Origin of the sequence: Opitutus sp. ER46 (assembly GCF_003054705.1) — a bacterium.
Lineage (GTDB): Bacteria > Verrucomicrobiota > Verrucomicrobiia > Opitutales > Opitutaceae > ER46.
Genome location: NZ_QAYX01000025.1, coordinates 585,121 through 598,341 on the forward strand (window position 1 = coordinate 585,121; position 13,221 = coordinate 598,341).

Annotated in this window: 10 protein-coding genes; 3 read left to right on the forward strand and 7 right to left on the reverse strand. The window is 66.4% G+C overall.

The window, feature by feature from the left end; translation table 11 throughout:
* The first annotated feature begins 143 nt into the window (after window positions 1–143).
* Window positions 144–1,529 (forward strand): trehalase family glycosidase, encoded by a 1,386-nt coding sequence (locus DB354_RS20675; protein ID WP_107837534.1) that lies wholly within the window; start codon window positions 144–146, stop codon window positions 1,527–1,529.
* Window positions 1,530–1,729: 200 nt separating this feature from the next.
* Here the strand turns inward: DB354_RS20675 and DB354_RS20680 are convergent, their stop codons facing one another.
* The 3 genes from DB354_RS20680 to DB354_RS20690 all read right to left on the reverse strand — a co-directional run bounded on the left by DB354_RS20680 (window position 1,730) and on the right by DB354_RS20690 (window position 5,912).
* Complete coding sequence (locus DB354_RS20680) at window positions 1,730–3,211, reverse strand: MFS transporter (protein WP_233256715.1); 1,482 nt, start codon at window positions 3,209–3,211, stop codon at window positions 1,730–1,732.
* Between the two features lie 318 nt (window positions 3,212–3,529).
* On the reverse strand, window positions 3,530–4,264 hold the full coding sequence (locus tag DB354_RS20685; protein WP_107837535.1) for a tRNA-uridine aminocarboxypropyltransferase: 735 nt from the start codon (window positions 4,262–4,264) through the stop codon (window positions 3,530–3,532).
* A 100-nt stretch (window positions 4,265–4,364) separates the two neighbouring features.
* Window positions 4,365–5,912: an adenylosuccinate synthetase gene (locus tag DB354_RS20690; protein ID WP_107837536.1), complete on the reverse strand. Its 1,548-nt coding sequence runs from the start codon at window positions 5,910–5,912 to the stop codon at window positions 4,365–4,367.
* A gap of 588 nt (window positions 5,913–6,500) precedes the next feature.
* Between DB354_RS20690 and DB354_RS22120 the strand changes: the two genes are divergently transcribed.
* Window positions 6,501–6,776 carry a hypothetical protein gene (locus tag DB354_RS22120; protein WP_146180353.1) on the forward strand — a complete coding sequence of 92 codons (276 nt, stop codon included), beginning with the start codon at window positions 6,501–6,503 and terminating at the stop codon, window positions 6,774–6,776.
* A 56-nt stretch (window positions 6,777–6,832) separates the two neighbouring features.
* Here DB354_RS22120 and DB354_RS20705 read toward each other — a convergent pair whose 3' ends face one another.
* Window positions 6,833–7,747, reverse strand: coding sequence for a Gfo/Idh/MocA family oxidoreductase (locus DB354_RS20705; RefSeq protein WP_107837539.1), 915 nt, complete (start codon window positions 7,745–7,747; stop codon window positions 6,833–6,835).
* A gap of 166 nt (window positions 7,748–7,913) precedes the next feature.
* On the opposite strand from DB354_RS20705, the gene DB354_RS20710 reads away from it, so the two are divergent.
* On the forward strand, window positions 7,914–8,150 hold the full coding sequence (locus tag DB354_RS20710; protein ID WP_107837540.1) for a hypothetical protein: 237 nt from the start codon (window positions 7,914–7,916) through the stop codon (window positions 8,148–8,150).
* 148 nt (window positions 8,151–8,298) lie between these two features.
* Here DB354_RS20710 and DB354_RS20715 read toward each other — a convergent pair whose 3' ends face one another.
* From DB354_RS20715 to DB354_RS20725, 3 genes are all read right to left on the reverse strand, one after another.
* Window positions 8,299–9,948, reverse strand: a complete 1,650-nt coding sequence (locus DB354_RS20715; RefSeq protein WP_233256716.1) for a methyl-accepting chemotaxis protein — start codon at window positions 9,946–9,948, stop codon at window positions 8,299–8,301.
* Between the two features lie 343 nt (window positions 9,949–10,291).
* Window positions 10,292–10,987 (reverse strand): response regulator, encoded by a 696-nt coding sequence (locus DB354_RS20720; RefSeq protein WP_107837541.1) that lies wholly within the window; start codon window positions 10,985–10,987, stop codon window positions 10,292–10,294.
* Window positions 10,988–11,109: 122 nt separating this feature from the next.
* Window positions 11,110–13,161, reverse strand: coding sequence for a dihydrofolate reductase (locus DB354_RS20725; protein ID WP_107837542.1), 2,052 nt, complete (start codon window positions 13,159–13,161; stop codon window positions 11,110–11,112).
* Window positions 13,162–13,221 lie beyond the last annotated feature (60 nt).

The window sequence follows — 13,221 nt, forward strand, 5'->3', positions numbered from 1 at the left end:
GGAGTGATTCCTGGGGGATGATGTTGGACGGTATGAGGCGCCGCGCTGACGCGGCGCCGAGAACGAGAACGAGGGCTAAGGGCGGAGAAACGGGGTGACACGGGGCGGCGGGGGCGCTGTCGTGTCGAGCATCTCTTACCCCTATGATGCGGAGAATCTCCTGGCTGGTGTTCGTTGGTTTCGCGGCGGCGCTCGCGAGTGGCTATGCGGCGGAGCCGGGCGGGCAGTCAAAGGACGACGTGGCGCGGTACGTGCCGATCATCCGGGAAAGCATCTATCGGGATTACCAAGGGATGTTTCGGGAGAAGGGCGGGGCGTTTGTCGCGCCCTTCCTCACGCCCGGCAGCAAGCAATACGGCGACATCCTATGGGACTGGGATTCGTGGCTCAGCAATGTCGCGCTGCGGCAGATCATGCTCGAACGCGGCACGGCGGAAGAGCGGACCAAGGCGCTGGCCTACGAGCAGGGCTGCGTGCTGAACTTTCTCAACTACGGGGGCATGGACGGCTGGATTCCGATCCTGCTGAAGCGGAATTCGCCGGACCGGAAGACGCTCAAGGCGGACGTGGCGATCTACGACACGAACATGCACAAGCCCTGCCTGGCGCAGCACGCGGCGTTTCTCGTGCAGTTGAACCAGGGCGACGCGGAGTGGTTGCGTGAGCGCTTCTTCTTCCTGCAGGCATTCGTGGACAAGTACCGACACCACCAGCGGCACGCGCCAACCGGGCTGTACTTCTGGAACAATGACGAGGCAATCGGGGTGGACAACGACCCGGCGACGTTCATGCGGCCGGCGAAGAGCTCGGGCTCGATCTACCTGAACTGCCTCATGTACAAGGAACTCAAGGCGCTGGTGTACCTCGCGCGCTGCCTGAAGCAGGAGGAGATCGCGGTGCTGTATCAGCGCGATGCGGACGAACTGAAGGCGGCGATCCAGCGGCACTGCTGGGACGAGCGCGACGGGTTCTTCTACAGCGTCGACCTGAATCTGCTGCCGTACGACGGCCACCCGTTCAGCGCCGACCGCAAACTCCCGCTGCATGCCGGGAACCCACGCGAGTACGACTGCCTGATCCAGCGGCTCGATGTGTGGTCGGGGTTTCTCGCGCTGTGGGCGGGCATCGCCACGCCGGAGCAGGCGCAGCGGATCGTGCAGCAGCACTACCGGGACACGCGCCGTTTCAATGCCCCGTACGGCGTGCGCACGCTCTCGCCGCTGGAGAAGATGTACAACGTGCGGGCGTCAGGGAATCCCTCGCTGTGGACCGGCCCGATCTGGGGTGTATCCAACTACCTCGTATGGCGCGGGCTGGTGGACTATGGGTTTGAGTCCGACGCGCGCGAACTGGCGGAGAGGACGGTGCGGCTCTTGGGGCGCGACTTCGAACGCTTTGGCGCACTGCACGAATACTACCTGCCGGAGAGCGGCGAGCCGGTGCTCAACCGCGGCTTCCAAAACTGGAATTTCCTCGTGCTGAACATGGCCGCCTGGCTCGAGGGCAAGCCGGTGGTGCGCGAGTTCTGAGCCGGCTTTCGGAGCCGGATTTCGACCTGGGGGCCGAAATCCGGCTAAGCAAAATGGCGGCGCCATTTTGCGGGGCAGGACTTATGTTTTTTTTGGGGGCAGGTCGGGGGCGGGCTGGAGCGCCGACCAGGCGGGGGCGGGCGAAGCGGCCAGGCGCGAGGGTAGTCGAATTTTGGCCGGCGGGGGCCGAAATCCGGCTGCTAGATGTAGGCGCGGCCGTCGGCGCGGACCTGGTGGCGCGGGCGGGGGCGCGGGGTGCGGTTGCTCACATTGTTGCCGTCGTTGGCGTCGAGATTCCAGAACGTGAGCGATGAAAGAATGGTGAGGGCGCCCATCGTGAAGAAGGCCTTGTGCAGGGCGGGAATCGTCTGCTGCCACTGCGACTGGTCGACGCCGCCGAGGAACCAGCCGGCGAGGAGCGAGCCGAAGGCGACGCCGAAGCTCAGCGACAGCTGCTGGGCGGTGCTGGAGATGCTGCTGGCCTTGCTGGCATTGCGATCGGCAACGTCGGCGAACACGAGCGAGTTCATGCTCGTGAACTGCAGGGAGGAGAAGAAGCCCTGGGCGAGGCTGAGCAGGAGAATATGCCAGATCGCGGTGTGACGGTCGATCTGGGTGAAGACCGTGATGGTGAGCCCGAGGAGGACGGTGTTGGTGATCAGGACGACGCGATGACCGAGTCGGGCGAGGATGGGGCGGCTGATGATCTTCATGCCGATGGCGGCGGCGGCCTGGGGCATGGTGAGGAGTCCGGCCTTCCAGGCCGGGAAGCCGAGGCCAATCTGGTAGAGGAGGGGCAGGAGGAACGGCATGCCGCCGATCCCGAGCCGGGTGACGAAGCCGCCGGCGACGGAGAGCCGGAAGGTGCGGATGCGGAACAGCCGGAGTTGCAGGACGGGATGGTGGGCGCGGCGCGAGTGCCAACCGTAAAGCGCGAGCAGCAGGAGGGAGGCGGCGAGGAGCATGCTGATGGGGCCGCCCGCCATGCGATGTTCGCCGAACACCTCGAGCACGTAGGAGAGCAGGGCGATGCCGGCGCCGAAGAGCAGGAACCCAGTGCGGTCGAGAGGGGGAGCGGAGGCGTCGCGGAAGTCCGGCATGTGGCGGCGGATCAGCCAGAGGCCGACGAGCGCGAGCGGGATGTTGAGGAAGAAAATCACGCGCCACGGCATGAAGTGCACGATGAGCCCGCCGGTGAACGGGCCCAGCAGCGGGCCGATGAGCGCGGGGATGACGACGTAGTTCATCGTGCGCAGCATCTCGGAGCGGGGAAACGCACGGACGAGGGCGAGGCGGCCGACGGGCGTCATCATGGCGCCGCCGATGCCCTGGACAATGCGGGCGGTGACGAGCAGCGGAACGTTGAGGGCGAGGCCGCAGCCGATGGAGCCGAGCAGGAAGAGCGCGACGGCCCAGCGGAAGACGCTGCGCGTGCCGAAGCGGTCGGCGGCCCACCCGCTGATGGGGATGAACACGGCGAGGCTCAGCGTGTAGCTGGTGAGGACGGCTTTGAGGCTGAGCGGCTCGACGTGGAAGCTCTCCGCCATCGTGGGCACCGCGGTGTTCACGATGGTGGCGTCGAGGTTCTCCATGAACAGCGCCACGGCGACCAGCCAGGGCAGGTAGCGCCGGGACTGGTCGGTCATCGGCGCGCCTCCGCCCTCGTTCGTGTCGCGTTGCATCCGAGCACAGCTATGGGCCGGGTCCGCGGGCGCAACTCCAGGGGCAGGGTCGGAGGCCAGAGGCCGGAGGACGGAAGCCAGAGGACGGAAGCCAGAGGTCGGAAGCCGGAGGACCGAGGCCGGAGGACGCGGAGGACGGAAGTCGACGGAAGCCGGAACCTAGAGGGCCGGGATGTCGGAGGGGCAGATGCCAGTTCTCAGAACCGAGGAATTTGTATAGGATGTCCTGAACGCACCGGTGTCCGGGTCCGGCTGACGTCTGACCTCTGACTTCTGACATCTGACAACCGGCATCTGACTTCTGCGCGCGCTGGCGCGCTAGGGGCCGGGGAAGAGACGGGCGCGGCGGAGGGCGCTTTGGCCGTGGAAGGCCTTGCGGTCGCCGGGGGCGCGATAGCCGGAGCGGCGGTAGCCCGGGCGGTTGGGATCCGTGGCGCAGCGGATCTGGAAGTCCTGCATGCGGGCGAAGAGCCCGAGCAGTTGATCGGGAAGCGGGTAGGCGTCGAGCCCGGCGCGTTCGAGGGCGACGAGGAGCTCGTGGACGGCCTCGAGCGTGGAGAGGCAGCCCTCGGCCGGCTGCTGCTTGATGACGAACCGGCTTGGGGCGGAGGGGGTGAACATGACGCGAGGCAGGCGCTGGAGCGACGGGCTGAGCTTGAGCATCTTGCGGCCGAGCGCCCAGGTGGCGTCGAGGAGGAGGACGACGAGCTGGCGGTGCTGAAGCTGCTCGCGCCAGGGGGCGAGGGCGGGGGAGTCGGGCGCGGTGTGGGAAAGGTTGAGCGCGGCGGGGCCGGGGTAGAGCAGGACGCAGAGGTTGTGCGGATCGCGGAGGATCTCCTGCACGGGCGCGTGGTCGTCGAAGCCGATGCCCATGTGCACGTCGCTGTTGGCGAGGCACAGGTGGGTGAGCCGGCCGGTGGCGGCCTTCTCCTGCTTGTATTCCTTGGGATGCATCAGGAACACGAAGCGCGTGCGCGTCGGCATCGCCGTGATGGAGCTGCACCAGCAGAGCGGCTTCGGCCAGAAGCAGCGGTAGCAGGTTTCGCGCGACATCAGCAGAGGCGAGAGGCGGCGGAGGACACGACGCGTCGGCGGCGGTGTGGAGACCGGGCCGGCGCGCCGCGGACGAGAAGCGGCGCGACGGGGCGGCGACTCAGCGGGCGAGCTGGACCAGTTCCATCGTCGACGGCACGTCCTTGATGATCTGGGACGGCTGAGGGCCGACGCCGAGGTAGCGGAGGTTGGGCAACTGGTTGGCCGGCGGGAGTGGCTGGCCGGCGAAGGCGACGTCGAGGACGGACTTCACCATGGCGCCGACGTAGCGCTGCGCATTGTGCGGGAGGGCGCTGAAATGGCGGACCTTGGAAACGTCCTCGGCCCAGCCTGGGTAGTTGACGTACACAGGGCGGAGGGTCTTGCGGACCGCTTCGTTGCGCGGCACGTGCGTGAAGCGGCGGCCGTCGGCGGACTCGTACGCGACGCAAACCTGCAGGTTGCCCTGCCAGTCACCGGAGTGGGTGAGCGCGTCGAGCTTGTTGATCATGAAGTCCTGGTAGCCGCCGTAGCGGAGGGCGTCGCCCTTTTCGACGGCGTCGTACCAGCCGACCATGCGCTGGCGGCCGGTGCTGGTGCCGAACTCGATCTGCTTGAGCTTCACGGCAAGCGGGTGGGCGTCGTCCATCTGGGTGATGAACGTGTGGGTGCCGACCTTGGTGTCGTAGGCCTTGGCGACGCCGAACGCGTGGATGCGTTGCACGGGGATGCCGGCGCTCTCGAAGAACTCCGGGGTGAACGTGTGCGAGGCGGTGACGTTGGGAGAGAAGCCGTGCCGCTTGTCGAGCCAGTAGGCCTGGCCGAACTCGCCGATGATGGTGTGGCCGGCGCGGAGCTCGCGGAGGATGAGTTCGCGGACCTCGCCGATGTTGCGGGCGAGGGCGGTGCCGGCGGCCCAGTAGGTCTCGGTGAGGGCGTCGAGGTTGAGCGTGAACGGGGCGTTGCCGCGGAAGCGGGTGAAGTCGAACTCGTCCTTGGAGAACACGCCGAGCTCGATGGCGTCGGCGTTGGCGCGCAGCTCGGCGGCGGTGAGCTTGTCGAAGCAGTTGTGCCAGGCTTCGGCGCTGACGCGGCAGACGTGCTGGATGGTGCGGCAGGCGCGGTCGGCGCGGGCGGCGAGCTTGCGGGCGAAGTAGTTGGGGCCGGCGAGGAAATCGGAGTAGGTGATCTGCCACTGGCCAACCTCGTCGAGATACGACGGCGTGATGCCGCGGCCCGTCGAGCCGCGCGGCTCCTCGGCGAGAATGCTCACGCGGTAGTCCTCCCATGCGAGGTCGAGAAGCCGATGGGTGAGGTCGGAGACCAGCGCACGCTCGTCGATGAGGAGGCGGGAGGCGATGGCGTAGCCCTTTTTTTCCAGCGGGAGCATTTCCCAGCTGATCTTGCGCGGGTCGGCGACGACGCCGCTGCCGATGCACAGGTGGGGTGCGTCCTGGACGACGACCCCGGCGGGCAGGAGGTTGAGTTTGATGCCGCCGGCGGTGTGGCCGGAGTTGGCGCCGCCGTTGACCTTGAGCACCACGGAAACGGGGGCGCGGGTGCCGCGGAGTTCGTCGGCCACTTCAGGGATGAGCCGACCTTTGCCTTCGTCGCCGAAAGAGATGCCGACGTCGGCGATGAGCTGGCTGGAGAACGGGAGCAAGGACATGGTGCGTAGCGGCAACCGAGGTCGAATTAGCCCCTGTTGCCGAAGAGGGAAAACGCGAGAGCCGGGGCGAGCGCAACCCATTTCCGGCTTATGCCGCGCAGCGGCATAAGCCGGAAATGGGGAAGGCTGAAGGAACGAAGGCGGAAGACTGAAGGGGGCTGCGGGAGCGAGCGAGGTGACGGGCGATCCGATCGGGTGGGCGGATCAGTGCGATCGGACTGATCGGTCGGATCCATCGGATCGGTCGGATCTGTCGGATTGCGGCGGCTCGGCCGGCGGCAGCCGGCCGAGGCCGAGAACGCGAATGAGAACGGTGGGGAGTAAGAGAAAGAGGAAGAGTATGAGAAAGAGTAGGGAATCGGACGGAGGGGCGGGGGAGGGCTTTGGACTATCCGGGAATCGGGGAAGGACGCCGACACTCCGGGCGCGGGAACGCTACTCTACGCCGTGTCCGGACGGTGGCTCGTGCACTGGACGGGCAACGGACCGCTTTGCATGACAGCCGGCCGCTGGCCGACGGTTATCCTCCTCCCGGGGCAAGGGCGTGCAGGGCAGTTCGCTCATCACCGCAACTTGGGAAACCAACCTATGAAGACACAAAAAATCACGTTTACCGCCGCCGCAATCGCTGCCCTCGCGCTGGGCATGGCCGGCTGCAACAAGGGCACTCGCAGCAACACTGACCAGTATGGCTCAAGCTCCACGTCCACGACGGATACGGGCGCGTCCACCAGCTCCAGCACGACGGGCACGAGCGGCTCGAGCATGAATTCGGCGGGTTCGACGGGCGCTTCGGCCGCAGGCAATGCGACGACGGGCACAGGCAACGCGACCTCGACGAGCAGCACCACGCCCACGCCGTAAGCGCGCGGCGTTCTCACTTCCGGCGCGGCCCCACTGCGGGGCCGCGTTCTTTGTGTCTACGTGAGCGGGGCGATCGCGACGGCCGCGCCGCCACGGCGCTGGCTCTCCTCGGCGGCGCTCATGAAGGCGAGCACCTCGAGCATCTCGTCGGCGCCCACGGGCGAAACTCCGCTTTGGAAGAAGCGCACGATCTCGCGAACCAGAGGTGCGTAGCGCGGTACGACAGGGCCGCCGCTCCAACCGGAAGGACGCAACACCTGGCAACCGTGACCGGCGGAGGTGCCGCGATGGCCGCAGAAGAGGCCGATGCGTCCATCGCTCCAGCGGCCCGTAACGACGTCGGTGTCGGCCGTGTGAGTACGGGAGACGGATTCGCAGCCGGCACCAAGCACGGCGTAGAGGGTTTCGACACCGTGGACGCCATACCAGAAAAGGTCGGGGTGGTGCGGTTCGTAGTCGCACGGCGTGATGCCCAAGACCGTGCGCACGTCGGGCGTGGCAAGAGCGGTGACCTCGGGGGCGTAGCGGAGGGTGGAGGCGCTAAAACACGGCACCTGATTGTCGCGCGCGAGCCGGATGATCTCGGCGCCGTCGGCGAGCGAGGCAGCGAGGGGTTTGTCGATGAACACCGGCTTGCCGGCGGGGAGAACCGCGCGGGCGACCTCGAGGTGTTTTCGCCCGTCGACGTTTTCGATCATGACGGCGTCGACGAGTGGCAGAAGATCGGCGATCGCGCCGCAGAGCTGCACGCCGAAGGCGGTGGCGAGGGTGTGGGCGAAACCGGGGATGCGGGCCCAACTCTTCTCCGGCATGTCGGGGCTGCCGCTGTGGACGGCCGCGACCACGTGGGCCCCGGGGACGTGTTCGGGATGAGCGGCGTCGTTAAGGAGCCGGGTGAACTCGACGACGTGCGACGTATCGAGACCGATGAGACCGACGCGGAGTGGGGCGGGGGCGGCGAGAGGCGGCACGACACCAGCAGTGCCCGATCCGGCCGGTGATTTGAACCCTGAAGTGAGGGTAGTCGACGGCGCAGCCACTGGGGCTCGGGCGGAAGTTTGTGATTCCAACGATGCCGATGCCGGCTAGAAGTTGGCGCGTTCCGCTCCGCACTCTCCGACCCCGCCTCCCGCGCCCATGGCCAAGACCCGACGAGACCTGTTACTGGCGATCGCCAAGAAGGTGGGGGGCGAGCGGGGCCGGCGCATGCGGCAGGCGATCCGCGAGGCGGAGACGAGCGGGATGATGGACCGACTGATCAGCGACGCCGAGTACGCGCGGCAGTTGGAGAACGCCGAGCGGGACCTGCCGGGCGTGTTGGCGAAGCTCGAGACTGTGCTGGAATCGCCGGGCACCTGGGGCTTTCCCAACTGACAGAAACCAGGCGGACGGGTCCGCCCGGTTCGGGCAGGGGCTGCGCCGCTTGCGATGGCCACCAAAAATTGCGAGTGCGACGCCGGTCGCGGGACCGAACGTCGCACAGGTTTTAAGAACCGACGGGGAAGAGGTAACTAAGTGATGCTCACAGGTCCTTGAAATTCAGCTCGGCGCCGGCATGGCCGTTGGTGTGGGCGCGGCCGTTGCCATTGAGCTGAATTTCCGGCGTGATGGCGTGATCGGGCGCGCTGGCCTTGCGGCTGGGCGCGGCCGACTCGTGCTTCCCGATCGCGGGGGAGGCGGCAACATTCCGGGCGGGTTTGGCGGAGCGTCGGGCGGCAGCGGAGGTGAGAGTCTGGACCGGGCGAGCGCCGCCACCAACGAGCTTGCGGAGGTCCGCGACCGACTCCTGGAGGGAGACGGCCTGGGCGTTCAGTTCCTCGGCGGCGGAGGCGGTTTCCTCGGCGTTGCTGGCGTTGGATTGTGTTACCTGGTCCATCTGGCCGACCGCGGTGTTGAGCTGGTCGATGCCCTGGCTCTGCTCGTTGGAGGCCGTGGCGATCTCGGCGACGATGGCGTCGACCTTGCGGGTCTTCTCGGCGATCTCGGCGAGGGACTGTGCGACCTTGGCCGAGATGGCGACGCCGCGTTCGGACTTGGAGACGGCGTCCTCGATCTTGGCGGTGGTCTCCTTGGCGGATTGGGCGGAGCGCTGGGCGAGGTTGCGGACCTCATCGGCCACGACCGCGAAGCCGGCGCCGGCCTCGCCGGCACGGGCGGCTTCGACGGCGGCGTTGAGCGCGAGGATGTTCGTCTGGAACGCGATCTCGTCGATGGTCTTGATGATCTTGGAGACCCCGGCGGACGATTCCTGGATGGCAGTCATGGCCGCCTTCATCTCGTCCATGTCGGACGTGCCGGTATCGGCAGCCTGGCGGGTCTGAGCGGAGAGTTCCTTGGCGTGATTGGCGTTGTCGGCGTTGCGCTTGGTCATCGAGGACATCTCCTCGAGCGAGGAACTGGTCTCCTCGAGGCTCGCGGCCTGTTCGCTGGCGCCTTCGGCGAGCGACTGACTGGCGCTGGAGACCTGGCCGGCGGCAGACGTGACCTGGACGGCGCCCTCATCGAGGGCCTGCGTGGCGTTGGTGAGCACGCGGTTGGTGCCGCGGATGATGATGAAGCCGAACCCGCCGGCGAGAACCACGGCAGCGACGATACCGATCAGGATAAAGCGTTCGGATGCGGTGATCGCGCCGTTGATCGCGGTGCTGGCCTGGTCGCCTTCGGATGTGTAATGGGCGACTAGTTCGCGCAGCGAGTCTCGGAGGGCGACGTACGCGGGCCGGACGGACCCTTCATACGCGGCGTATGCCTCGGCGTTCTTGTTGACGCGGCTGAACTCAAGGGCGCCGTTGCGGGCCTTGATGTAGAGTTCGCGAGCGCTGACCATGCGCTTGATGATCGCCTGGCTTGCCGGAGAGGTGGCGCCGTTTTCAACGACCTGGTAGAGTTTGTTGTTGGCAGCAACGATCTCGCCCATGTCGCCCTCGATCTTCGACGCGACGGTGGGGTCGGTGTTGAGGATGTGACGCAGGAGGGATGCGTTCGCCTGAAGCGTGTTGCTCAGGATTTCACCTGCGGCCGTCACTTGTGGAAGCGTGCTGTGGGTGATGTTATCCGACTGGACGGAGATGACGGAGAGCCGGCTGAGGGCGAAGAGGCCGATTGCGACGGTGGCGATGAGGACGGCGACGTAACCGAGGGTGATGCGTTTTCCGATGGTCCAAGAGTTCATGGCGGGATGCGTGTGGAGGCGGTGGTAGGCGTTGGGTGGTGAAAGAGGGCCGGTCGTTGCGACCGGCGAAGGCATAGGGATCAGTCCTGCCGCGCCGGGGTGTTGGCGCGGACGCACGGGGTGCGACCAAGGCAGGAGAAGCAGACGAAGCGGGACATGGAGCTGGGTTGACGCGGGATCCCAAAACGGGACCCGCTCGCGTCGCTCCTTATCCTTTCGGGCCCGAAGCCCGACCGAATCAGGCGGTCGCACCGGGGAGGCGCACCGCAACGCTGGCGGTGTTATCGGCGCGGTGGCCGGTGACTTAAGCCGCGAATTCTCGATGCCGTAGTATTACGGCCTGTTACCCCTCAGGGGCGGAATCAGGGGTGGAGGGGGTGCTCAGCAGGCTGGAGAGCCGCTGACGCAGGGCGCCGAGCTCCTTGGAGCGGAAATTCTGCTTGGTCTTTTCCAGCACGGCGACGGCGTCGGCCACGGCGAAGCGCCAGGCGTCGGCCGAGGGCGCAATGCGAGCAATGAGTCCGTGGCGGCGCTCGGCGGCGAGGGCGGTGCCGACGCGGCACATTTCCTCGAGGACAACGCGTTCGCGCGGGTCGAGGTTGGCGTCGTTGCGGTGCATCGCTTCGAGGTCGCGCACGAGTGCCTCCAGACCGAGCTTCTGCCGGTGGAGTTGGACGGCGCGCTGGAGCAAGATCTTCAACTCCGCGAGATCGGGCGGCTTGACCAGGTATGCGGCGATCGGGAGATTCGCGGCGCGGATCGCGGTGGGCAGCTCGGGATTGCCGGTGATGAGGATGACCGGAGGAATCGCGGGTTTGCGGAGCACGCGGTCGATCCACTCGAGTTGCGTGTTGCCGGGCATGCGTACGTCGCTGAGGACGGCATCGAACGCGCCGACGGCAAGGAACGAGTCCGCCTCGGTCGGTCCGTTGGCCAGTGAAACGCGGAAGCCGGTCGACTCCAGCCATCGGGCCATGGAGCGACCGCAGTCGGCGTCGTCGTCGACTACGAGCACGTGCGCTTCATCGAGAGGATTCATCGGGGCAGAGATAAAAGCTATCGGACATTTCCGCGTAAACGGAGCTGGGGGCGGGCGGAAAGTTCGCGCGGCGGGAGCGCGCGCCCGGCCGCGCGCGGGTGCGGCGGCCGGATGGCTACGGATCAGTTCTCTACGGGGAGGAAGGCGTGTTCGCGACCGTATTCCAGCATCTGGCTGAGAAAGTCGGTCGGGTATTCAACGCGCACATCGACGATTTCGTCGCCCTTCTGGACGGGTAAGAGCTTCGGCTGAATGAAGCCCATGTAGGGGGCGATGTTCAGGGGGGCGTAGCGATGGTGCACTTCGGTGAGGAGCGCCTGGTCGACCTTAACGCCGTAGTTCTCGACGAGGGCCTTGCCCGCTTCGAAGTCGCCCTCGGATTTGATGCGCTGGATCTCGCGCAGGAGGTCGCCGAAGAGCGCGCGCAGCCGGGCATAGTCGTTGATGCGGACGAAGGTTTTGCCGTCGCGCGAGAAGCGCTCGATGACGTTTTCAGCGCGACCTTTCTCATACGCCCAAGCGGCCACCAATTGGCGATTCCGCATGTGGGCCTCCTCAAGGTTGTGGCCTGGCTGAATGCGGTAGAGCTGGGTGATCAGCGCATTCATGACGTACTTGTCGTAGCCCGCCTGGCCGACGGCGAGGGATGGCATCACGCCGATCTCCACGAGCTTGGGATCCATGATGTAGTAGAGCGCAACGAGGTCGGCACGTGCCTCCTCGAGGGTGCCGGCGTAGTTCTTGAGCGTCTGGTCGGTGGTGCCGACGCCGGGGTTGATCTGGCCGGAAGCATGCCCGATGACCTCGTGCATGTCGGTGTGCAGATCGCTGGCGAGAGCCGACCACTGCTTGAGGCGGGTGATGACCTCGGGGCTGGAGCCAAACTCGGCCGTGACGGGGCTCTTGGACTGCACGTCGTTGTAGGACGCGGTGATGTTGCTGAGGGAGACGGATTTCGAGCCGTGCTGCTCTCGGATCCATTCGGCGTTGGGGAGGTTGATGCCGATCGGAGTGGAGGGGGCGGCGTCGCCGGTCTCGCCGATGACGGTGATGACCTTGGCGGAGATGCCTTTCACGCTGGCCTTCTTGTGGGCCTTCATGATGGGCGCGTGGTCCTCGAACCACTGGGCCTGATCGGAAATAGCCGCAATCCGCTTGGTTGCGACCTCGTCACGCATGCTGACGACCGACTCGTACGAGCCGCGCTTCTGGAGGGAGTCGACGTAGACCTCGATGAAGCCGTTGACGAAGTCGACGCGCGACTGGGTGTCCTTCACCCAGGCGATGCAGCTCTGGTCGAAATCATTGATGTCACCGGTCTGATAGAACCGGATCAAATGTTCGATGGTCTGCTTCTGGAGGTCGTTCTCCGCGACGGTGGCGGCCTTCTGCAGCCAGCCGACGATCTGTTCGATCGCGGGGCCGTACATGCCACCGACCTTCCAGGTGCGTTCCACCAGCTGGCCGTCGATCTTGGCGAGCTGGGAGTTGAGGCCGTAGGACAGGCGCGGGTTGCCGGTGCGGGTCTTTTCCGCGTAGTAGGCCTCAACCTCGGCGGCGGTGACGCCGCGGTAGAAGTTGTTCGCGGAGCCGAGAACGTTGTCGATGCCGGCGTCGAGGTTCGTGGATTTCGCGTCGGTCTTGGGGTCGAAAAGGATGGGCGTGAGGTCTTCGGCGAAGGCGGTCACGGACTTGCCGGCGAGGGGAAGCTGCGCGGCGTCGGACTTGGCGATCAGACTGGCGAGGTAGGCCGGGGAGAACTCCGGCAGCATCTTGGCGTTGCCGTAGTGGTGGTGGATGCCGCTGGCGAAGAACACGCGCTTGGCGTACGTGGTGAACGCCTCCCATTCCGGGCCGGAGCGAGGGCCGGAGTAGGAGGTAAGGATGCCCTCGAGGGTCTTTCGGACGAGGAGGTTGTGGCGGTACTTCTGGTCCCAGAAGATATCGCGCCCGGCGAGTCCGGCCTGGGTGAGGTAGTACGCCAGTCTCTTCTGGCGGAGGGAGAGCTGCTCGAAACCAGGCACCTGGTAGCGCAGGACCTGGATGTCGGCGAAGCGGTCGGCCTTGAATTCGAACGGGGCCACGGCGGGGTCGGCGCTGGGGGCGGCGGCCGAGACAGCGGAGGAGAACGCGATGCCGGCGAGCATCGCACCGAGGGCGGGAGCAATACGCATCGGGCCAGACTTCGAACCTTTGCGCGGGCTGGCCAGTCCGAAAAGGCCGCGGCGTGCGGC